Below are 21,129 nucleotides of genomic sequence, written 5' to 3' on the forward strand. Positions count from 1 at the left end.
GAGTGGCGAGAAGTTCCGGCTATCGGAACGAGAGGTTCTACTTTGCGTGTTCATTAAGTAACTTTCCGCAAGGGGTACCGGCTCGTCGAGCAGAGGAGACCGACCATGACGGCGGGAATCGTGGACACGTCCATCACCGGCATGACCGGCCGGGTACGGAGGCGGGTCGACGAACTGCTGGCCGATTTCCTCGACGCGAGGCGTCCCCCGGTCGGCGACCCGGACGTCGCCGAGGGCTACCGGCTGCTGCGCGAGTTCGTCGTCGAGGGAGGTAAGCGTGTCCGGCCGCTGCTGTGCTACTGGGGCTGGCGGGGCGCCGGCGGCGAGGAGCCGCACGAGGACCGGGCCGTCGTCACCGGTGCGGCGCTGGAGCTCTACCACGCCGGTCTGCTGATCCACGACGACGTCATGGACGGCAGCGAGCTGCGCCGTGGACGCCCGACCATCCACAGGGGGCTCGCCCGGGCTCCGCGGTGGCGGGGAGCGGAGACCTTCGGCCGGTCCGCCGCGATCCTGCTCGGCGTGCTCGCGCAGGCGTGGGCGGACGAGCTGCTCGCGGACGCCACCACCGGCGACGTGCGCGGGCGGGCGGCGCGTGAGTTGTTCAACCGGATGCGCACAGAGGTCGTCACCGGGCAGTACCTCGACATCCTGGCGCACGCGCGCGCGGACGCGGACGTCGAACAGGCCCTGACGGTGATCCGCTACAAGACCGCCCGCTACACGGTGGAGCGCCCGCTGCAGATCGGCGGGGCGCTCGCCGGGGCGCCGCCCGCCCTGCTGGAGGCCTACTCCCGGTTCGGGCTGCCGCTGGGGGAGGCGTTCCAGCTGCGCGACGACGTCCTCGGCGTCTTCGGCGATCCCGCCGTCACCGGCAAGCCGGTCCTCGACGACCTGCGCGAGGGCAAGCGGACCGTGCTCATCGCGCACGCGTACGCGCGGGCACGGGGACCCGAACGGGACCTGCTGCGGACCTGGCACGGCGACCCGGGTCTGGACGAGCGGCGGGCGGCCGAGCTCCGGCGGGTCATCGTGGACACCGGCGCCCTCGACGAGGTCGAGGCGCTCATCGCCCTGCGGGCCGGGCAGGCGATCGAGGCGCTGCGCGACGAGGCGATCGCCCCGGAGGCGGCACGGGCGCTCGCGGTGCTCACCGAGCGGCTCACCCGCCGCGTCCGGTGAGGCATGCGACCGGTACGCCCGCCTCTCCCACGACTTCCGCCGCCGCGACCACTCCGGCCTGCTCCACGCCCGGCCGTACGGCCACCCGCCGCGCCCGGTGCGTCTGGTGCGCCCGCGCGGGGCCGTACGCGGGCCGGGGCCGTCCCCGGCCGGAACGACTCTGACCTTTTCTCCCCCTCCGCCGCTCGGCGACGAGCGTGACCAGTCACCGAAACACCGGCCGCCGTGCCGACAACAGATGGGGTGAAGTGCTGTGACCGAAACCACCATGCCGAACGACAACCGGCTCAGCCTGAGCACCAGGGCCGCGCGCAACCTGGCCACGACGACCAAGACCCCGCCGCAGATGCAGGAGATCACCTCCCGTCATCTGCTGCGCGTGCTGCCGTGGATCGAGGCGGTGGGCGGCGCCTACCGCGTCAACCGGCGGCTGACCTACCAGATGGCCGACGGGCGGGTGACGTTCGTCTCGACCGGGGCGGACGTGCGGGTCATCTCCGCCGAGTTGTCCGAGCTTCCCGCCCTGCGCGGCTTCGGCGACGCCGACGTGCTCGCCGCGATGGCGGACCTGTTCACCCAGAGGGAGTACGAGGCCGGCCAGGTCATCGCCGAGGCCGGCACCCCGATGGACGAGGTCGTGCTCCTGGCTCACGGCAAGGTGGACAAGCACGGCCAGGGGGCGTACGGCAACGAGACGCTGCTCGGCGTGCTGGCCGACGGCGAGTACGTCGGCGAGCAGATGCTGGTGAACGCGGACGCGCGATGGGAGTGGACGGTCAAGGCCGTGACGCCGTGCACCGTGCTCACCCTCGGCAGGGACGAGTTCGAACGGCTGCTCACCCTGTCGGACAGCCTGCGTGAGCACGTGCAAGCCTACCACGGGGACCCGGACCGGCCGGTGAACCGGTACGGCGAGGCGGAGATCGCGCTGGCGGCGGGGCATGAGGGTGAGGCGACGCTGCCGGGGACGTTCGTGGATTACGAGCTGGGGCCGCGTGAGTACGAGCTGAGTGTGGCGCAGACGATTCTGCGGGTGCATTCGCGGGTGGCGGATCTGTACAACGAGCCGATGAACCAGACCGAGCAGCAGTTGCGGCTGACGATCGAGGCGTTGCGGGAGCGTCAGGAGCACGAGCTGGTCAACAACCGTGACTTCGGGTTGCTGCACAACGCCGATCTCAAGCAGCGCGTGCACACCCGCTCCGGCCCGCCCACCCCCGACGACCTCGACGAGCTGCTCACCATGGTGTGGAAGAACCCGAGCGTCATGTTCGCCCACCCCAAGGCGATCGCGGCCTTCGCCCGCCAATGCAACAGCAGGGGCATCTATCCGCAGACGGTGGAGTTCAGCGGCCAGAAGGCGCCGGCCTGGCGCGGGGTGCCGATGCTGCCGTGCAACAAGATCCCGGTCAACGACAAGGGCATCAGCTCGATCATGGTCATGCGCCTGGGGGAGAAGGACCAGGGCGTGGTCGGCCTGCGCCGCACCGGGCTGGTGGACGAGTACGAGCCCGGCCTGTCGGTGCGCTTCATGGGGATCGACGACAAGGCGATCATCTCCTACCTGGTGACCACCTACTATTCGGCGGCCGTCCTGGTCCCCGACGCCCTCGCCATCCTGGAGAGTGTCGAGGTCCTCTGATGTCCTCCTACCGGCTGCCGGACTTCTACCTCCCCTATCCGCCCCGGCTGAACCCGCACGTGGAGACCGCCCGGGCGCACACCCGGAGGTGGGCGGCGGACATGGGCATGCTCGACGACCCGGACATCTGGACCGAGGAGTCGCTCGAGGCGATGGACTACGGCCTGATGTGCGCCTACACCCATCCCGACTGCTCCGCCCCCGAACTGGACCTGGTCACGGACTGGTACGTGTGGGTCTTCTACTTCGACGACCACTTCCTGGAGACGTTCAAGCGCAGCAGGGACCTGGACGGCGCCCAGGACTACCTGGACCGGCTCGACGCGTTCATGTCGGACGACCCGCCCGAGCCGACGAACCCGGTGGAGCGGGGCCTGGCCGACCTGTGGCCCAGGACGGTGCCCGCCATGTCGGAGGCGTGGCGGCGCCGGTTCGTCCGGGTCACCCGTGACCTCCTGCAGGAGTCGATGTGGGAGCTGTTCCACATCGAGCGGGAGGCCGTCTCCAACCCGATCGAGTACATCGAGGAACGCAGGAAGGTCGGCGGCGCCCCGTGGTCGGCCGCGCTGGTGGAGCACGCGGCCGGCGCGGAACTGCCGGCCCGGCTGGCGGGCTCCCGGCCGGTCCGGGTGCTGACGGAGTCGTTCGCCGACGCCGTGCACCTGCGCAACGACCTGTTCTCCTACGAGCGGGAGGTGCTGAAGGAGGGCGAGCTGTCCAACTGCGTGCTGGTCTGCGAGCGCTTCTTCGGCTGCGACACCGCGCGGGCCGTGGAGATCACCAACGATCTGCTCACCTCCCGGCTGCACCAGTTCGAGCACACCGCGCTGACCGAGCTTGCGGCCCTCTTCGCCGACGAAGGGGTCCTGCCGCCCGAGCAGGCGCCGGTCCTGAGCTACGTGAAAGGACTGCAGGACTGGCAGGCGGGAGGACACGCGTGGCACACCGCCTCCAGTCGCTACACCAAGTCCGGGAGCCTCCCCGGGCCGCTCGGCGTGAACGTCTCCCGCGCCCACCTCACGGGGGCGGGCGGCCTGCGCAACCACACGCACACGCCGTACCAGCAGGTCTCGGTACGGCGGCCGAAGCCGTACATGCCGTTCGAGGTGCGCGACAACCCGCACTTGGACGCGGCGCGAACGGCGGACGTCGAATGGTGTGCCGCCATGGGTTTCTTCGACGGGGTCCCCGGGATTCCGGCGACCGCCGTGTGGACTGAACCGCAACTTGTCGGCTTCGACCTCGCCCTGTGCGCGTCCGGCATCAACCCGGACGCCACGGCCGGCGAACTGATCCTGGCCACCAACTGGCTGGCCTGGGGGACGTACGGCGACGACTACTACCCCCGGGTCTACGGGCCGGCCCGCGACCTGGTCGGCGCGAAGCTCGGCAACCGGCGGCTCAAGGAGTTCATGCCGCTGGACCTCGTTCCGCGTCTGACCCCGATGACCGGGCTGGAACGCGGGCTGGCCGACCTGTGGCCGCGCACCGCCGGGCCGCTGCCCGAGGGCTCCCGCCGGGCCTTCCGCGCCGCCGTCGAGGAGATGATCGACAGCTGGGTGTGGGAGCTGGCCAACCAGGCCCAGCACCGCGTGCCCGAGCCGATCGACTACATCGAGATGCGGCGCAGGACGTTCGGCTCGCAGATGACGATGAGCCTGGCCAGGCTGGCGCCGGGCCGGGTCATCCCCATGGAGATCCACCGCACCCGCGAGTTCCTGGGCATGACCGATGCCGCGCAGGACTACGCGTGCCTGCTGAACGACCTGTTCTCCTACCAGAAGGAGATCCAGTTCGAGGGGGAGGTGCACAACGCCGTCGTGGTGCTGGGCACCTTCCTCGGCTGCGCGCCCGACGAGGCGGTGACCGTGGTGGACGCGCTCATGACCAGCAGGATGAGGCAGTTCGAGCACATCACCACCGTCGACCTGCCCGCCCTGCTCGACCGCATCGAGGCGCGGGAGGACGTGCGGAGGTCGGTCGAGGGATACGTGTCCGACCTGCGCAACTGGATGGCGGCGATCCTGCGCTGGCACGAGCGGTCCCGGCGCTACTTCGAGGAGGAACTGCGCAGGGGCCCGGCGGCCCGGTGGTCCCAGGGCCCGACGGGCCTCGGCACGGCCACCGCACGCATCCTCTCCCTGGCGCCGCCTGCTCACCGGTCGCCGGCGCTCACGGCGTCGTCCGTGACGGCGCCCGCTCTCGCGTCGTCCGATCTCGCGGCGCCGGCTGATCCGCTCCCGGTGGGGGCGCCATGACCGCGCCACGTCTGACCCTGAGCACGGCCGCCGCGCGGAACCTGGCGACCACCGCCAAGACGCCGCCGCAGATGCGGGAGATCACTCCGCGGCACCTGCTCCGGGTGCTGCCGTGGACGGAGGTCCAGGGCGGCGTCTACCGGGTCAACCGCCGGCTCACCTGCACGGTGGGGGACGGACGGGTGAGCTTCGTCTCCACCGGGGCGCGGGTGCGGGTCGTCCCGCCCGAGCTGTGTGAACTGCCGTCCCTGCACGACTACGGCGACCTGGACACCCTTGGAGCGCTGGCGGACCGGTTCGTCCAGCACGACCTGCGCCCGGGCGAGCCGGTGCCGCCGGGACAGGTGGTGCTCGTCGCCCACGGCAAGATCGCACGCGTCGGCGCCGGTGCGTACGGCGGCGAGGCCCTGCTCCAGGTCCTGGCCGACGGAGACCACCTGGGAGACCTCACCGGTCCGGGGGCCGCGCCCGCCAAGGCCCTCACCTCCTGCATCGTTCTCGTTCTCGAGCGGTCGGCGCTGGACAACCTGACCACGTTGTCGGGCGGCCTGCGCGAGCATCTCGGCCGTCCCCCCGTGGCGCGGCCGGTGAACCGGTACGGCGAGGCGGAGATCGCGCTGGCGGCGGGGCATGAGGGTGAGGCGACGCTGCCGGGGACGTTCGTGGATTACGAGCTGGGGCCGCGTGAGTACGAGCTGAGTGTGGCGCAGACGATTCTGCGGGTGCATTCGCGGGTGGCGGATCTGTACAACGAGCCGATGCACCAGACCGAGCAGCAGTTGCGGCTGACGATCGAGGCGTTGCGGGAGCGTCAGGAGCACGAGCTGGTCAACAACCGTGACTTCGGGTTGCTGCACAACGCCGATCTCAAGCAGCGCGTGCACACCCGCTCCGGCCCGCCCACCCCCGACGACCTCGACGAACTGCTCGCCCGGCGGCGCAGCTCGCACTACTTCCTCGCCCATCCCCGGGCCATCGCCGCCTTCGGACGGCAGTGCACCCGGCGCGGGGTGTATCCGGACGTCACCGAGGTGAACGGGGCGACGGTCACGGCGTGGCGGGGGGTGCCGATCCTGCCCTGCGACAAGATCCCCATCACCGAGGGCGGGCTCAGCTCGATCGTGGTGATGCGCACCGGCGCCGAGAAGCAGGGCGTGGTCGGCCTGCGCCGCACCGGGCTGGTGGACGAGTACGAGCCCGGCCTGTCGGTGCGCTTCATGGACATCGACGACAAGGCGATCATCTCCTACCTGGTGACCACCTACTATTCGGCGGCCGTCCTGGTCCCCGACGCCCTCGGCGTACTGGAGAGCGTCGAGGTGAACTGAGGCCCGGCGCCGGCCGGGGGCCCGATCGAGTTCTCCGGCCGGCGCTTCGGGGGAGCCCCAGACCGCCGCCGAGGGTGAGACCCGGCCGGTGAGCCGGTGAGCCGGTGACCCGGTGCGGCGAAGCCGGCCGCAGGGCCGGGCCGGCGGCTCCCGCGGAGTAACCGCGTTCTCCCCGCATGCGTGGCGAGGCGCGACTAGGGTGACCGCTGGCCGGTCAGGATCCGGATCACGAGCGTCGTGGGGTGGGCTTGTTCGTAGCGTCGGATCGCCGGGCGGAGGCGGCCTCCGCCCTGGGCAGCCTGGAACGTGGGATCGAGATTCTCCTGTGCCTGGCCGCCGGCCTGCGGCCGATGAACCTCACCCAGGTGCACCGGTCCACCGGGTTCTCCAAAACCACCACCCACCGCCTGCTCGGGACCCTGCAGCGGCGGGGCCTGGTCACGCGCACGGGCGGCGACTACACGGTCGGCGGCCGCGTCGCCGACCTCGTGGCGCCGCGCGGCTGGGCGGTCCAGGGGCGCCGCCTGCCCGGCTCCCGCAAGGCGGTCCTGCCGCACCTGCTCCAGCTGTACGAGGCGACCCGGCAGACGGTCAACCTGGCCGTGCCGGACGGGTTCGAGGTCGCGTACGTCGAGCGGCTGTACGGGCACAACCGGGTCAAATCACCCTCCGATGGCCTGGACCGGGCGCCGCTGTACTGCACCGCCGCGGGCAAGGTGCTCCTCGCCCACGACGCGGGGCTGCGTACGGCATTCCTCGCCGCCCCGGCCCTGCGGCGGGTGACCGGCCGCACGGTGACGGGCCGCACGGTGACCGGCCCGGCCGCGCTGGAACGCGAACTCGCCGCCGTCCGAGGGGAGGGCGTGGGTTACGCGCGGGAGGAGTTCGCCGAGGGCGTGTGCTGCGCGGCCGCGCCGGTCTTCGGCCCGGACGGCGGGGTGTGCATGGCCGTCGCGGTCGCGGCCCCGGCGGGAGCGGTGGGGACGGCGGCGCTGCCGCGCCTGGGCGCGGCCGTGCGCAGGACCGCCCGCCAGATCACCGGCGCCCTCAGCCTGTGACTCCCGATCTTCGGATTGGGGCCGCCGGGCTCGGGGAAGGCTCGACCACGTTGAGCATCGGGCCCGGGCCTGTCCGCCGCGGCGGAGACGGCCGGTCGCCGGTGCCATGGAACGGCACAGCCGTCGCGGGGGAGAGTCATGTGTCCAAGGCCGTACGCGTCCCGCCTGATCGGCCGGGCCGGCCTCGTCGCCGTACCGATGGCCGTGCTGCTCACGGCATGCGGGACGCCGCAGCCTGAGGTGCGGTCGCGGCCCGCTGCCCCGGGTGGCCCGGCGACGGCCACGGTCCCCGTTGCGGCCTCGCCCTCGCCCGCCCCCTCGGTCGTCCGGGCCGCGGACGACCCGCAGGCGTGCCGGGACGCGGACTGCGAGGTGGAGGTCCGCCCGGGAGACCGGCTGCGGCTCGACCGGAAGACCGGCCTCGACGTGATCACGGTCGTCTCTGTCGACCGGGGCGAGGTGCGGCTGCGTTTCGAAGCGGGCGGGGGGACCTTCCGCGTCGAGGGCATGAACACCGACGTCAGTCAGGACTGCGTCAACGGCCGCTGCCGCACCGACGGCGGGCTGACGCTGGCCATGGGACGGCCCGGCAGGATCGGCGACATCCGCCTCCGGCTGGCGAGCGTGGCGCCCGACCACGCGGTCCTGGTCCTGGCGCCGTCGTAATCGCGTCCCGCACGGCGTGACGCGTCGCCGATGCCGCCCGATCCGGCGGCGAGATCACCAGTGGAACCAGTGGATGCGACGGCAACTGCTGCACACGAAGCAGGTGGCGTCGCGGTTGGCCCAGTCGAGATTCATGAACGTCATGCCCGTGGTCTGCAGCTTCCACCGGTGCTGCTCGAACAGCTCGTTCTCACACGTGTCGCATTTCAGATCGCGGCCGTCCGCAAGCCTGACCGGCATTGGTTCGTCCATGCTTTCGATGCTAAACCGCGGTTCCTTTCTGTGGTCTGCCGTGAGAATCCGAACATCCCCTGCGCCCGGAATTCCGCCATGCGCAGATGTGGGCGTGGGCTACGGTGACCGATCGTGGACATTTATGGTGCGCTCGCCTCGTTCGCGGTCATCGTGGCATTCCTCACGCTCACGCCCGGTCTGGACACCGCCCTGATCCTGCGTACGTCGCTGCTCGCCGGCCGGAGGCCGGCCTGGGCCGTGGTGCTCGGCATCCAGGCCGGCACCCTGCTGTGGGGCCTGCTCACGGCCGCCGGCCTGTCCGCGCTCCTCACCGCCTCCCAGGTGGCGTACGAGGTGCTGCGGTGGGCGGGCGTCGCGTACCTGATCTGGATGGGCGCCAGGATGCTCTGGCACAGCCGCGACAGCCGGGCGGACGACGCGGCGCCGCCCGGCCCGGCGGACGCCGGGTGGGGACAGGCGTTCCGGCGGGGCCTGCTGACCAACCTGCTCAACCCGAAGGTGGGCGCCTTCTACGTCGCGGTCCTGCCCCAGTTCATGCCCGAGGGCGTGCCGCACGCGGTGATGGGCGTGCTCCTGGCGGGCGTCCACGTGTGCGAGGCGCTCGTGTGGAGCGCCGTGCTCATCGGGTTCACCGGCATGATGCGGGGCTGGCTGCGCAGGCCCGCGGTCAAGCGCGCCCTGGACCGGCTCACCGGCCTCATCGTCATCGGCTTCGGTCTGCGCCTGGCGGTCCAGCAGTCCTGACCGCCCACCCTCGAATCAAAGGACGCCGATGACAGCCGACGAGGTTCGTGCGTGGCGAACGGCTGACCTTCGCGGCCGGTGGCGAGATCCTGGCGGAGGTTCCCGGGCTGGATCCCATGCTGCTGACCGGATCGCGTCCCGAGGCCGTCGCCGATGCGATGGGCCCTCTCCGGGACGCGGTGCTGAGCCGTCGGTATCCGGTGACGACCGGAGCGGAGGCATGGGCGCACAAAACGGCCGCCATGGCCGTCATGGAGTTGTCCACCGGCGCCTGCCTGGACGGTGAGTGGGTCGACGGCACGCGGCAGGCGATCCTCGTCGATCCTCCGCTCGGCGCGCCGTTCGAACGGCTCGGGTTCGGACATGCGGACCCGGACCTCGACGCCCGGCTGCGACGTGCCCCGGAGGCCGCCCGGCGTGCCGCCCTGCTCCTGCTGGTCCGGCATCTCGCCGAACGGTTCGCACTGGACGATCCACCGATCGCCGCCGCGATCGACGAGGTCGCCGGCGGCGGATCGCTCGGGGAGGAACTGCGGTGGGAGCTGCTGGAGACGCAACTGCGGCTGCACGACGGCTGGGTGCCCGTCATCCCCGAAGCGGACGCCGCCGACCGCGCCGAGAGGCTGCGCGCGGCGGCCGTGGTCGCGGTCAGGCTCGCGCTGCTCGAAGCCGCTCAGCGAGCGGAGAACTTTCAGGCTCTCACCTGCGCCCGGTTGGTCCTCCAAGCCGACTGGCCGTCTCTCCGGTCGGCTGTGGAGGAACTGCTGACTTAGGTCGGGCTCCCGGCGTACGGGCCGATCCCGCACACCTTGGGAACGGCGGTCATCGGGACGTCCTCGGTGAGGGCGCGGACCAGCAGGGCCTCGACTCCGCGCAGCATGGCCTCGGCGACCTCCCGGGGCAGGTAGGCGGTGTCAACGATGAGGCTGAGCTGCCCGGTGTCGGGGGCCGAGACGACCGTGAAGAACGCCTTGAACCGGACGCCGGGCCAGGCGTTCGTGACGTACGTCCGGGTCTGACTGGTGAGGCGGGCCACGTCCTCGTCAGGGCCGACGGGAGGCAGGCCCGGCCAGGTGCCGACGGTCCGCCTGTCGTTGAAGAAGGCGTCGAGGTCCGGCTCCCGGCCGCGGCGGCGGCCGATCTCCTCCCGCATGGCCTGCATCTCGAACGGGTCGTAGTGCGCGTTGCGGTACGCCCTGAGCGCCCCCCGCTGCGCGCCCCGGCAGGCGGCGGCGAAGTCCGTGGCGGGCAGGTCGAGCACGAACAGGCCGTCCTGTTCCACGGTGCCGACCATCGCGTGGGTGCGCGGGTCGCGGCGGTTGCTGTGCACGAGCTGCATGACCGCGCGCGGGCGGCCGCTCACCGTGGCCAGCACGGTGGCGCAGGCGGCGAGCAGCACACTGGTCGTGCTGATCGTCCAGCGCTCCGCCAGCCGTTGCGCCGCCACGGCGAGCGCCGTCGACTCCATGCCGACCTCGATGAACCGCGGGTCGTCCGCCTCGCGCGGCGGATGGTCGAACACGTCGAGCGGCCCGTCCGCCAGCACGGAGTGCCAGTATCGGATGGACTTGGCCGAGCGGGCGGGGTACGGCTCCTCGAGCTCCGCGGCCGCCTGGTCCATCGGCTGCCACTCGGCGGGCGGCGGTTTCTCGCCGCGCAGCAGGACCTTCCACTCCTCCGAGAGCGTGTTCAGCGCCTGGAAGTCCACCGCCAGATGGGAGAAGGCGATCGCCAGCGCCATCGGGCGGTCGTTCTTGACGACGAGGGCGCAGCGCAGCGGCAGGTCCCGATCGTGGACGAAGGCCGTCCGGCCCAGCTCGCCCGCGACCCGCTCGGCGACCCGCAGCGCCCGGTCCTGTCCCGCCTCCACGACGTCCACGGTCAGCTCGCCACCGCGTGCGACCCGCTGCACCGGCCCCTCCGGAGTGAGGGCGAAGGTCGTACGCAGGCTCTCGTGGCGTTCGAGCAGTACGCGCAGCGCGTCCAGAACGCTGCCGACGTCACGTCTGCCGTACACCGGGAGCACCCACGGGCAGCTCAGGAACGTCTGGCTGTCGCCCATCAGGTGGACCGCCCGCCATATCAGTCGCTGTCCCCAGGTCAGCGGCGCCTCGCCGTCCCGCGCGCCGCTGAACGCCACCGTCACCATGCGCGTGCCGTCCCTCCGACTGCCGTGGCCCGGGCCACCAGGGCGGACAGGGTGCCGACGTCCTCGAAGGAGGCGAGCTCGTCGCTCAGGTCCATCTCGACGCCGAAAGCGTGCTCGATCGCGTCGATGAGCCGGATCCGCGCGAACGAGGTGAGGCCGAGCGCCGACAGCGAGTGACCGGCGGCGAGCACCTCCTCGACGGTGATCTCGCCGTCCGACACCTCTGAGATCAACTGCGCCAGCCGGCGCGTGTACTCCTCCGCCGTCACGCCGCACCTTCCTCTCGCACGACGGGGCAGGCAGGCCGGGCAGGGTGATCCCGCCTGCACTCACCACACGTCACCGAAATTTTCGCCACGATGCCCTGCTTTGCGATGGGGATATAAGTGCTGGTTAGTCCGGTTTGTGTTGCTCCGGAAATCCAGTGCAACGGAAGAATAGGCAACAAGAGTGGTATGGCAACAGTGAAACTTGCAACTAGCTACCCGAAATCTTTCGGACAGGGTGGCGTGGTCTCGTGGCGCCCCGGCAGGGCGGGGCCGGGCGGCGGCCGAACCGTCCGGCAAGATCCTTTGTCTGTCCGGGCTCGTACGATGAGGCCCATGACCAGGCACGGTTTCACGCTCACGGCACAGGGCCCGTTCGACTTCGGCGCCACGTTGCGCTTCGTCGAGGACTGGCCGGCCACCAGCGGGCTCCCCTCCGACGGGCGGGCGCTGCGCTTCGCCTACTGCGCCGAGTCCGACTGGCTGCCGATCGGCGTGACCGTGACCGCCGCGCCGGACGGGGTCGCCGTCGCCACGACGCGGGCCGCCGGGCCGGGGATCCGGGGCGAGGTGGCGCGCATCCTGTCCCTCGACGTGGACGGCTCCGGCTTCGCCGAGGCGGGTGAGGCCGACCCGGTGCTCGGCGACCTGCAACGGAAGAGCCCCGGACTGCGGCCGTTGTGCTTCTGGAGCCCCTGGGAGGCGGCCTGCTGGGCGGTCATCGTGCAGCGCTCGTCGATGCTCGTCGCCGCCCGGCTCAAACAGCGCATCGCGGAGCGGTACGGCGCGCAGGTGACCGTGGACGGGGAGCCGCACGCCGCCTTCCCCCCGCCCATGACGTTGCTGGAGGCGGGCGGCCTCGGCCTGCCCGCGCAGAAGGAGGAGTGGCTGCGCGGGCTGGCCCGCGCGGCGCTCGACGGCGTGCTCACCGCCGAGCACCTGCGCGCGCTCGACCCCCAGGAGGCGCTGGCCGAGCTGCGGGCCCTGCCCGGCGTGGGGCCGTTCTCGGCCGGCCTGATCCTGATCCGCGGCGCGGGCGCGCCGGACGCGTTCCCGGGCGACGAACCCCGCCTGTTCGCGATCCTGCGCGAGGCGTACGGCCTGCCGGAGGACGCTCCGCCCGCCGCGTACCGGAAAGTGGCCGAGGCGTGGCGGCCCTACCGCTCCTGGGCCTCCTTCCTGTTCCGGGCGTCCGGGTACGGCGTCCCGGCCGATGAGCGGTGAACGGCGACTACGCCGCCAGCAGCGTGGTGACCAGCACGAAGGCGGCGAAGACGGAAACGAGGACGACGAGCCCGATCAGGAAACCGGACCTTCTCGACGCCTTCGTGCCGGGGGCGGGCACGTCCACCACGACGGTCCCGGCGATGACGTCGTGCAGGCAGCGCCGCCCGGGGTCGCCGAAGATCCACAGGGCGTCGACGAGATAGAGCACCGGCCCGAGATACGGGGCCGCCGAACTCAGGAGGGGGTGGACGAGCGTCCGGATCCCCACCTGGCGATGGGTGAGCGTCGCTCCGGTCCCGGCGGACACCACCTTCAGGCGGTACAGCCGCTTACCGAGCGTCTGGCCCCACAGGGCGTGCTGCACCCAGAAGTAGGCGGCGCCCGCGGCGATGATCGCGATCTGCAGGGGCCAGTCGGCCTCCGCGTAGGGGTTGAGCAGCGTGGTGAGGTAATCCGCCTCGTCGGCCTCGGGCTGACCGGCGATCCCCAGCACCAGCCCGATCGCAGTGTTGGCTGCGAGAAGGATCAGATTGTCGACCAGGAAGGCGGCGAAACGGTGACGCCGGGCGGCGGTTGTCCGTGTGGCCGCCTGGGGGGTGGTTGCCATGCCCGCAAGTGTGCCGTGGCGCTCACCGGGGCGGTGCCGGCCGACCCGGTGTATCGCGGACGTATCGAAAACCGCATACGCCGCCGCAACAGCCTCGCGTCTTGGGTGGAGGCATGAACCACCGCGAATCACTATCAGCGCCGGATTCGTCGATCCAGGAAGGACCGTGATCATGGACTCGGATTCGGCACGGGGCATCGACCGGCGGCGGCTGGTCAGATGGGGCGGGCTGGCGGCCGCCGGCGTGGTGGCGGCCGGCGGGCCGCTGGTGAGCGCCGGGGCCGGCCACGCCGCCTCGTCTCCCACCGACTCGTCCCGGCGCGACCGGGTCCCGCGGGACACCCTGCCCGGCGGGGCCTACGACCGGTACATCGCGCGGCTGGCCGCCGAGGGCAAGTTCTCCGGTGTGGTGTTGCTGTCGCACCGGGGCCGCACGGTGCTGTCCCGCAGCTACGGCATGGCGGACAGGGAGAAGGGGATCCCCAACCACGAGGGCACCGCGTTCAGCCTCAGTTCGGCAGGCAAGCCGTTCCACGCGGTGGCCATTCTGCAACTGGCCCAGCGAGGCAGGTTGCGGCTGTCCGACACGGTGGGCAAATACCTGACGGGCTTCGACCCGGAGGTCGCCGAGCGGGTGACCGTCCACCACCTGCTGTCCGGCACCTCCGGGCTGGACAGCCCGGACGAGGACGTGCGGCGTGTCTTCCAGAGCCGGGCGGAGGTGCACGACCACTACGTGCGGCGCGCCCGGCAGGCGAGGCTGGTGGGTGTCCCGGGCACTCCCTCCACCACCCACCAGGAGGCCGAGGTCACCATTCCCGCGCTGATCGTGGAGGCCGTGACCGGCTCGACGTACTGGGACTACGTCCAGGAGAACATCTTCAAGCGCTGCGGCATGACCGGCGCGGGGTTCTACACCAGGCCGCAGTGGCTCACCGACGGGCGCATCGCGCACCCGTACATGACGCTGGCCGACGGCAGCCAGGTGGACGCCGTCCGCAACCTGGACAAGGGCAGCCCGGCCCCGTACGTACTGGGCAAGAATCCGGGGCGCTGCTTCATCGACGCCCCCGGGGACGGCGGCTTCGCCACCGCGCCGGATCTGGTCCGGTTCGCGCAGGCGCTGGGCGACGGCACGGTGCTGGACCGTCCCTGGTCCGACGTGCTCACCGCGGCCAAGATTCCCCACGGACCGACGTCGTTCGGGGCGTACGGGATCTCGATCGACATCGTCAACGGTCAGTGGATGTTCCAGCGCGCCGGCGGCAACCCCGGTGTCGGCGCCAACTGGAGCATCTACCCGGACACCGGCTGGGTCGGCGTCATCCTCGGCAACAGCGACTCCGAGGGCGTGTCGCTGCAGGACATGATCGGGCGGGAGACGCAGGCCATCACCGGGGCCTCGCCCGATGGGGGGTCGGGCGGCTGATGAACCGGAGTGCATCCCTGTCTCCACCGCCCCGCCGCACGCGCAGGATCGTGCTCGTCGGCCTGGCGATCCTCGGCCTGGCGGGCGTGGCGTTCGTCGTGCGGCGGCCGCTCCTGATGTCCGCTCCGAAGTGCTTCGCCGGGCGGTGGCACGGCTGCTACGACACGGAGAACGGCGTGCTGCTGATGATGCTGGTCGCGCTGCCGCTGGCCGCTCTGGCGGTGTGGGCTCTGGCGCGCAGCCGGCGTGCCGCCGGCGCCACATCGGAGTGGCGGACGTCGCTGGCCGAGGTGGGCATGGTCTACGGGACGGTGCCGTTCGTATGGCTCACCATGATGCCGGGCCCGGGGGCCGGCATCGTCCCCGGCCGGGTAAGTCTGATCCCGCTCCGGGACCTGCTCACGATGGGGCCGATCGGCATCGGCGGCAACCTGCTGATCTTCGCGGCGCTGGGGTTCTTCGCCCCGATGCGGTTCGCGGCGCTGGCGTCCGTGCCGCGGATCCTGGCGCTCGGGGCAGGCTGCTCGATGGCGGTCGAAATCGCCCAGTACGTCCTGCAGCTTGACCGGGTGTCCTCGGTGGACGACTTACTGGTCAACGCCGCCGGCGCCGTGCTGGCCGCGCTGGCGTCGCGCCGCTGGTGGCGCACCACGGCGGCGGAAGCGCCGTCGGACCGGCCGCGCCCCGCGCCGGCGTCGGCGTCGGCAGGCTGAGTCGCGTGTCCGGCGGGCGCTCGTCTTCGCATACCTCGGCGATATGTCGAGCTGCGTAGGCTTCAGACATGCGCGTGCTGATCGTGGAGGATGAGCCCTACCTGGCCGAAGCCGTCCGTGACGGTCTGCGGCTGGAGGCGATCGCCGCCGACATCGCCGGCGACGGCGACGCCGCCCTGGAACTGCTCAGCGTCAACTCCTACGACCTCGCGGTCCTCGACCGCGACATCCCCGGCCCTTCCGGTGACGAGGTCGCCCGGCGCATCGTCGCCTCAGGCAGCGGCATCCCGATCCTCATGCTCACCGCTGCCGACCGCATCGACGACAAGGCTTCCGGGTTCGAGCTCGGCGCCGACGACTACCTCACCAAACCGTTCGACCTCCGAGAGCTCGTGATGCGATTGCGGGCGCTCGACCGCAGACGCGCGCACGCCCGGCCCCCGGTCGTCGAGATCGCGGGCCTCCGGCTGGACCCCTTCCGCCGGGAGGTCTTCCGCGACGGACGCTACGTCGCGCTCACCCGCAAGCAGTTCGCCGTGCTCGAAGTCCTCGTCGCCGCCGGAGGCGGTGTCGTCAGCGCCGAAGAGCTCCTGGAGCGGGCCTGGGACCAGAACGCCGACCCTTTCACCAACGCCGTCCGCATCACCGTCTCCGCGCTGCGCAAACGACTCGGCGAACCATGGCTCATCGCCACGGTGCCCGGCGTCGGCTACCGGATCGACACCGGCACGGACACCGGGCACCCATGAACAGGCGTCCAGGGCTCAGCGCCCGGTGGAAACTCACCATCAGCTACGCCGGATTCCTCATGCTCGCCGGCGCTCTCCTGCTGGCCGTGGTCTGGGTGTTCCTGCTGCGCTACGTACCCGACGGTGTGTGGATTACCGGGCTGAGGGGCGGCGGGCCCTGGGCGCCGGCCCCGCCGTTCATCCCCAACCGCACCGACCTCCAGCGCGCCTTCGTCCCCCGCGCGGCCCAGGCGCTGGCCATTCTGCTGGCGTTCGGCCTGATAGGCGGATGGATCCTCGCCGGCCGGATGCTCGCACCGCTCACACAGATCACCGATGCCACCCGGAAAACCGCTAACGGACTCCTGTCCCATCGGATCCGCATGAAGGGCCGCCAGGACGAGTTCCGTGAACTCGCCGACGCGTTCGACACCATGCTCGAACAAATCGAATCCCACGTCGCCGAGCAACGGAGGTTCGCCGCGAACGCCTCCCACGAACTGCGCACCCCGCTGGCGATCTCGCGGACGCTCCTCGACGTCGCCCGCAAGGACCCCACGCGGGACCGGGACGAGCTCATCGAACGCCTGCACACCGTCAACCAGCGGGCGATCGACCTCACCGAGGCCATCCTGCTGCTCAGCCGCGGCGACCGCGGGAACTTCACCCGCGAGAGCGTCGACCTCTCCCTCGTCGCCGAAGAGGCCACAGAGACACTGCTGCCCCTCGCCGAACAGCGCCGGATCACGCTGGACGTCACCGGCGGGGCGGCCCGGACCAGCGGCTCCGCCGAGCTCCTGCTGCGGATGGTGACGAACCTCGTCCAGAACGCCATCGTCCACAACCTCCCCGCCGGCGGCACGGTTACGGTCCACACCGAGGCGTACGACGACACGAGCGTGCTGCGGGTCGCGAACACGGGCCCTCGGCTCCCACCGGAACTGGTGCCGACCCTCACCGAACCCTTCCGGCGCGGAACAGAACGCGTACGCACCGACGAACACGCAGGCGTCGGCCTCGGCCTGGCCATCGTGCACAGCATCGTCCGCGCCCACGACGGGACCCTCGGCCTCGTTCCCCGCCCCAACGGCGGCCTCCTCGTCACGGTCCGGCTTCCCGGTACGCGGTAGGCACCCTCCGGAGCGACGCCTCGTCCGGGCTGGAGACGCGGCGCGGAAACCCGGCTTGGGCGTTGTCGTCCGGACGCCGGTGACACCCGTGTCCCGCGGCCTCACGAGTCCTCGAGGCGAGGTCGAGAACGCGCAGTTTGGTCCGCAGGGTGTCGGCGTCGGGATGCCCGAGCTCTGTGAGGATGGAAAGGGCGCGCAGCCAGGCTCGGTAGGCGGCGTCGCGATCGCCCGCGGCGTGCTGCGTCTCACCGAGGCGGGTGAGGGTGTAGGCCTCTCCGTACGGTTCGCTGAGCTGCTGGAAGAGTGTGAGAGCCTCCTGATAGCTCGCGACGGCTTGGGCGTGCCGGCCGAGGTGGTGCAGGGTCTGACCCAGGCTGTCCCAGGCGGCCGCCTGGCCGTAGCGGTCGCCACTTTGCTGGTACAGGGCCAGAACCTCCTGACAGGCGGGCAGGGCTCGACCGTGATCGCCGAGCTGACTGTGGGCCCACCAGATCCCCACCAGGGCGAAGGCCTGTCCGATCTGATGGCCGGCTGCGCGGAACAGGTGAAGCGCCTGCTCGGCGTGGCGGAGCGTGTCGGGGTAGCCGGCTTGCCGGGCGAACGCCAGGGCGAGGCTGAGATGAGTCCGGCCCCTGCCGGAGGATTCGGTCAGCTTCTCCCACTGCGACAGGGCGTGCCGGTAGTGGGTCAGGGTGTCGTCGCCGAGCCCTGAGGCGTTCGGGTCGTGGCGCCCGCGCTGGGTCAGGAAATCGGCCAGGGTCCACACCAATTGCCAGGCGTGGGTGTCGAACCCGGCCTCGGCCGCGTGCTGGACGGCACCGATGAGAACCGTGTGCTCGGCGGCGAACCAGGCCAGCGCCTCATGGTGATCGATGAGGGGCCGGGCGGTCACCCCCGGCTGTGCCGGGGCGAGCGAAAGCGGATCGCGAGACGGGTCCAGCAGCAGCGCCGCGCTGTGAGCGGTGTGCAGGTAGTGGTCGAACATCCGGTGCAGCGCCGCGTGCCGATCGGTGTCGCCGTCCCACCGCCGTGTCAGCTCGGCGGCGTACGCGCGCAGCAGGTCATGCATGCCGTAGCGGCCCGGGGCCTGTTCGGTGAGCAGGTGGGCGCGGGTCAGCTCGGCCAGCAGCCGCCGGGTCTGAGCCGCCGGCACGCCGGCCAGGCTGGCCGCGGCGGGCACCGTGACATCGGGACCGGGATGCAGGCTCAGCAGCCGGAACAGCTCTGCCACCCGGACGCCGAGGGTCCGGTAGCTTCAGGAGAACACGGCCCACAGATCACCGCTGTCGCTCAACGCGTCGGCCACGGCCGCGAGCGGGAACGCGGGCCGGGTGGCGGCCCGCGCCGCCACGATCGCCAGTGCCAGGGGCAGCCCCGCGCACGCGGCGACGATCTCCTCCACCGCTTGAGCTTCGGCCTTCACCCGGTCGGCCCCGAGGCGGCCGGCGAGCAGTTGACGGGATTCGGCGGCCGTGAGCAGGTCCACGGTGAGCGGACAGGCACCTTCCATCGCGACCAGACCGGCCAGCTGCTCGCGGCTGGTCACCACCGCCGCGCAGCCGGACGAGCCGGGCAACAGCGGACGCACCTGCTCGGCGTCGCGCGCGTTGTCCAGCACCACCAGCACCCGTCGATCGGCCAGCAGGCTGCGGTACAACGCCACCTGCGCGTCGAGGGCGGGCGGGATGTCGTCCGCGGACACGCCAAGGGCGTGCAGGAAGCCCCGAACCGCCTCGCCCGGCGTCATCACCGGCCCGTTCGGGTCGAACCCGCGCAGATTGACGTACAACTGCCCATCCGGGAACCGGGCGGCGACCCGATGGGCCCAGTGCACCGCCAGCGTCGTCTTGCCCACACCCGCGGTGCCCGACAGGAGGGGGATCGCGACCGCGCCCGCCGGAGCCGTCCCGCCGGCGGGCAGCAGCCGGTCCAGCGCTTTGAGGACACTCGCCCGGCCGGTGAAAGCGGGTACATCGCTCGGCAGCTGCCGCGGCACGGGTAAGCCTGGGCGCACCTCCACCGGCCCTCCGGCCGGCGGCGGGCCGAGGGCGGGGTCGGAGCGCAGGATCCGCTCGTTGAGGGCACGCAGCTCCGGCCCCGGCTCGATGCCGAGTTCCCCGATCAGAAGGGCACGCGTGTCGCGGAAGACCTCCAGGGCCTCGGCTTGGCGACCAGAGCGGTATAACGCCAGCATCCAGTAGCAACGCAGCCGCTCCCGATACGGGTGAGCCGTGGCGAGCCGGCCCAGCTCTCCGACCAGCGCACTGTGCCGGCCCAGGTCCAAATCCACGGAGACGCTGAGTTCCTGGGCGCGCAGTTGCGCCTCCTCCAGCCGCCGGACCTCCTGCGTCACGAGTGCGACATCGCTGACATCCGCGTACGGCGTGCCCCGCCAGAGTTTCAACGCCTGCCGCAATGCGGCGCTGGCCGATTCGAGGTCCCCGCGGTCATAGGCGCCTTGTCCGCAGTCCACCAGATCCGCGAAACGCAGCGCGTCCATCTGGTCCACTCCGACGACGATCGCGTACCCGGCCGCGCTGCGCACGATGTGCTCCCGCCCGGCGATCGAATGCCGCAGCCGATGCACATAGCTCTGGAGGTTCTTACGCGCGCTGGCGGGCGGGCGGCCGTCCCACAGCGCCTCGATCAGGGCCGGCACCTCGACTGGTTCCCCCGCCTTGCACAGCAGCAATGCCAGCAGACGACGCCACTTCGCCGGCTCCACCGCCACGGGCACCCCGTCGCGGCGCACCTCCAGCGGTCCAAGAACGCCGAACTCGATCAACAGCCCGGCCTCCATCGGATGACATTCCCGAATCTGACTGCGATGAGTCAAATCGTCAAGGAAGGAGACAACCGGCGCGCAACCGCCGCGCTACCGCCACACAACCGCCACGGCTCACCATCGACACAGAACAGGCAGACGGCGAAACAACCCACGATTCAGGGAGCTACTCCGCGTGCTTGTTCCGTCCCGATCGTCGTCGCACCACACCTGAGCGAAACACCTCGACGGAAGGATTCAGGCGTGAGCAAGTTCCTCCGCGTACTGACGACGCTCGTCGTCACGATCGCAGGTCTCTCCCTGCCGATGGCCGCCGCCCAACCGGCGCAGGCCGCCGCCAGCATCTGCTCCTCCAGGTACGGTTCCTACTGGAATCACCAGGACAAGGCGCACTGGTGGGCGGCGGCGACGGCCGGCAGGGCGCAACAACACCGAATGCCCATCGATATTCAGGGGCCGTGGAAGGACGACGGCGTCCAGGCCCACATCTGGGACTGGTACAACGGAGAAAGCCAGTACTGGTGCCTGCACAAGATAACTTTCGCCGACGGCTCGTACGCGTTCCAGATGAAGAACTATTACACCGGCAAATGTCTCGGCGTACCCGAGTTCGGCAACTACGTCGCCGTGCGGCAATACACCTGCAGCTCCGATGGTTTCAGGCAGCGCTGGGTGCTGATGGGCCTGGGTCTCGTGAACACACCTGACGGGATCAAGACGGGGCAGGCGATCCGTATGGACGACTCGAATTACTGTCTGGACGTCCGGGACGGACAGACCGCAGCGGGGACACCGCTTCAACTCTGGTCATGCACGAGCTCCCCAAATCAGGTGTTCTACTGATCCTGGAAGAGCGAACGGCCTCCCCTGGAAGACGGCCCCTCGCGGCCCGGCCGTACGGATGAGGAGAAGGTAAGGGGCGCCGAAAGCAGGGGTCTCGGCTCACACCGGGACCCCGCGTC

Annotated in this window: 20 protein-coding genes; 14 read left to right on the forward strand and 6 right to left on the reverse strand. The window is 71.1% G+C overall.

Annotated features, from left to right (window positions below; translation table 11 throughout):
- Positions 1-105: 105 nt before the first annotated feature.
- The 6 genes from HHX30_RS37805 (at position 106) to HHX30_RS37830 (ending at position 8,134) form a co-directional block, all read left to right on the forward strand.
- Positions 106-1,182, forward strand: a complete 1,077-nt coding sequence (locus HHX30_RS37805; RefSeq protein ID WP_249350885.1) for a polyprenyl synthetase family protein — start codon at positions 106-108, stop codon at positions 1,180-1,182.
- A gap of 268 nt (positions 1,183-1,450) precedes the next feature.
- On the forward strand, positions 1,451-2,824 hold the full coding sequence (locus tag HHX30_RS37810) for a family 2B encapsulin nanocompartment shell protein (protein WP_169988788.1): 1,374 nt from the start codon (positions 1,451-1,453) through the stop codon (positions 2,822-2,824).
- Positions 2,824-5,082, forward strand: a complete 2,259-nt coding sequence (locus HHX30_RS37815; RefSeq protein ID WP_249350886.1) for a terpene synthase family protein — start codon at positions 2,824-2,826, stop codon at positions 5,080-5,082. Before HHX30_RS37810 ends, HHX30_RS37815 begins: the two co-directional genes overlap by 1 nt.
- On the forward strand, positions 5,079-6,410 hold the full coding sequence (locus HHX30_RS37820) for a family 2B encapsulin nanocompartment shell protein (RefSeq protein ID WP_169988748.1): 1,332 nt from the start codon (positions 5,079-5,081) through the stop codon (positions 6,408-6,410). Before HHX30_RS37815 ends, HHX30_RS37820 begins: the two co-directional genes overlap by 4 nt.
- Positions 6,411-6,652: 242 nt before the next feature.
- Positions 6,653-7,468: an IclR family transcriptional regulator gene (locus HHX30_RS37825; protein WP_169988750.1), complete on the forward strand. Its 816-nt coding sequence runs from the start codon at positions 6,653-6,655 to the stop codon at positions 7,466-7,468.
- 138 nt (positions 7,469-7,606) lie between these two features.
- A complete protein-coding gene (locus tag HHX30_RS37830) occupies positions 7,607-8,134 on the forward strand; it encodes a hypothetical protein (RefSeq protein WP_169988751.1) in 528 nt (175 codons plus the stop codon).
- Positions 8,135-8,188: 54 nt separating this feature from the next.
- Here HHX30_RS37830 and HHX30_RS37835 read toward each other — a convergent pair whose 3' ends face one another.
- On the reverse strand, positions 8,189-8,386 hold the full coding sequence (locus HHX30_RS37835; RefSeq protein ID WP_169988753.1) for a hypothetical protein: 198 nt from the start codon (positions 8,384-8,386) through the stop codon (positions 8,189-8,191).
- A gap of 114 nt (positions 8,387-8,500) precedes the next feature.
- Here HHX30_RS37835 and HHX30_RS37840 point away from each other — a divergent pair, with 114 nt between their 5' ends.
- Together HHX30_RS37840 and HHX30_RS37845 are read left to right on the forward strand one after the other, a co-directional pair.
- Positions 8,501-9,133, forward strand: a complete 633-nt coding sequence (locus HHX30_RS37840) for a LysE family translocator (RefSeq protein ID WP_169988754.1) — start codon at positions 8,501-8,503, stop codon at positions 9,131-9,133.
- A 47-nt stretch (positions 9,134-9,180) separates the two neighbouring features.
- Positions 9,181-9,906, forward strand: coding sequence for a hypothetical protein (locus HHX30_RS37845; RefSeq protein WP_169988756.1), 726 nt, complete (start codon positions 9,181-9,183; stop codon positions 9,904-9,906).
- On the opposite strand, the gene HHX30_RS37850 is transcribed toward HHX30_RS37845, so the two are convergent.
- Positions 9,903-11,282, reverse strand: coding sequence for a condensation domain-containing protein (locus tag HHX30_RS37850; RefSeq protein WP_169988758.1), 1,380 nt, complete (start codon positions 11,280-11,282; stop codon positions 9,903-9,905). The two genes, HHX30_RS37845 and HHX30_RS37850, sit on opposite strands and share 4 nt — an antisense overlap.
- Positions 11,276-11,551 carry an acyl carrier protein gene (locus HHX30_RS37855; protein ID WP_169988760.1) on the reverse strand — a complete coding sequence of 92 codons (276 nt, stop codon included), beginning with the start codon at positions 11,549-11,551 and terminating at the stop codon, positions 11,276-11,278. The genes HHX30_RS37850 and HHX30_RS37855 overlap by 7 nt, the downstream gene beginning before the upstream one ends.
- A 333-nt stretch (positions 11,552-11,884) precedes the next feature.
- Between HHX30_RS37855 and HHX30_RS37860 the strand changes: the two genes are divergently transcribed.
- Positions 11,885-12,772 carry a DNA-3-methyladenine glycosylase gene (locus tag HHX30_RS37860; RefSeq protein ID WP_169988762.1) on the forward strand — a complete coding sequence of 296 codons (888 nt, stop codon included), beginning with the start codon at positions 11,885-11,887 and terminating at the stop codon, positions 12,770-12,772.
- A gap of 7 nt (positions 12,773-12,779) precedes the next feature.
- On the opposite strand, the gene HHX30_RS37865 is transcribed toward HHX30_RS37860, so the two are convergent.
- Positions 12,780-13,382 carry an RDD family protein gene (locus HHX30_RS37865; protein WP_169988764.1) on the reverse strand — a complete coding sequence of 201 codons (603 nt, stop codon included), beginning with the start codon at positions 13,380-13,382 and terminating at the stop codon, positions 12,780-12,782.
- A 172-nt stretch (positions 13,383-13,554) separates the two neighbouring features.
- Here HHX30_RS37865 and HHX30_RS37870 point away from each other — a divergent pair, with 172 nt between their 5' ends.
- From HHX30_RS37870 to HHX30_RS37885, 4 genes are all read left to right on the forward strand, one after another.
- On the forward strand, positions 13,555-14,811 hold the full coding sequence (locus HHX30_RS37870; RefSeq protein WP_169988766.1) for a serine hydrolase: 1,257 nt from the start codon (positions 13,555-13,557) through the stop codon (positions 14,809-14,811).
- Positions 14,811-15,524 (forward strand): VanZ family protein, encoded by a 714-nt coding sequence (locus tag HHX30_RS37875; protein ID WP_169988768.1) that lies wholly within the window; start codon positions 14,811-14,813, stop codon positions 15,522-15,524. The genes HHX30_RS37870 and HHX30_RS37875 overlap by 1 nt, the downstream gene beginning before the upstream one ends.
- A 68-nt stretch (positions 15,525-15,592) precedes the next feature.
- Positions 15,593-16,273, forward strand: coding sequence for a response regulator transcription factor (locus HHX30_RS37880; protein WP_169988769.1), 681 nt, complete (start codon positions 15,593-15,595; stop codon positions 16,271-16,273).
- Entirely contained in the window at positions 16,270-17,382 is a 1,113-nt protein-coding gene (locus HHX30_RS37885) for a HAMP domain-containing sensor histidine kinase (RefSeq protein WP_169988770.1), read from the forward strand. The genes HHX30_RS37880 and HHX30_RS37885 overlap by 4 nt, the downstream gene beginning before the upstream one ends.
- On the opposite strand, the gene HHX30_RS41050 is transcribed toward HHX30_RS37885, so the two are convergent.
- Together HHX30_RS41050 and HHX30_RS41055 are read right to left on the reverse strand one after the other, a co-directional pair.
- A complete protein-coding gene (locus HHX30_RS41050; RefSeq protein ID WP_211593332.1) occupies positions 17,354-18,613 on the reverse strand; it encodes a tetratricopeptide repeat protein in 1,260 nt (419 codons plus the stop codon). The genes HHX30_RS37885 and HHX30_RS41050 overlap by 29 nt on opposite strands.
- A gap of 24 nt (positions 18,614-18,637) precedes the next feature.
- Entirely contained in the window at positions 18,638-20,182 is a 1,545-nt protein-coding gene (locus HHX30_RS41055; RefSeq protein WP_211593334.1) for an AfsR/SARP family transcriptional regulator, read from the reverse strand.
- Positions 20,183-20,410: 228 nt separating this feature from the next.
- Here HHX30_RS41055 and HHX30_RS42290 point away from each other — a divergent pair, with 228 nt between their 5' ends.
- Positions 20,411-21,010, forward strand: coding sequence for an RICIN domain-containing protein (locus HHX30_RS42290; protein ID WP_169988771.1), 600 nt, complete (start codon positions 20,411-20,413; stop codon positions 21,008-21,010).
- Positions 21,011-21,129 lie beyond the last annotated feature (119 nt).

The organism is Microbispora sp. H10836 (genome assembly GCF_012999525.1).
Lineage (GTDB): Bacteria > Actinomycetota > Actinomycetes > Streptosporangiales > Streptosporangiaceae > Microbispora.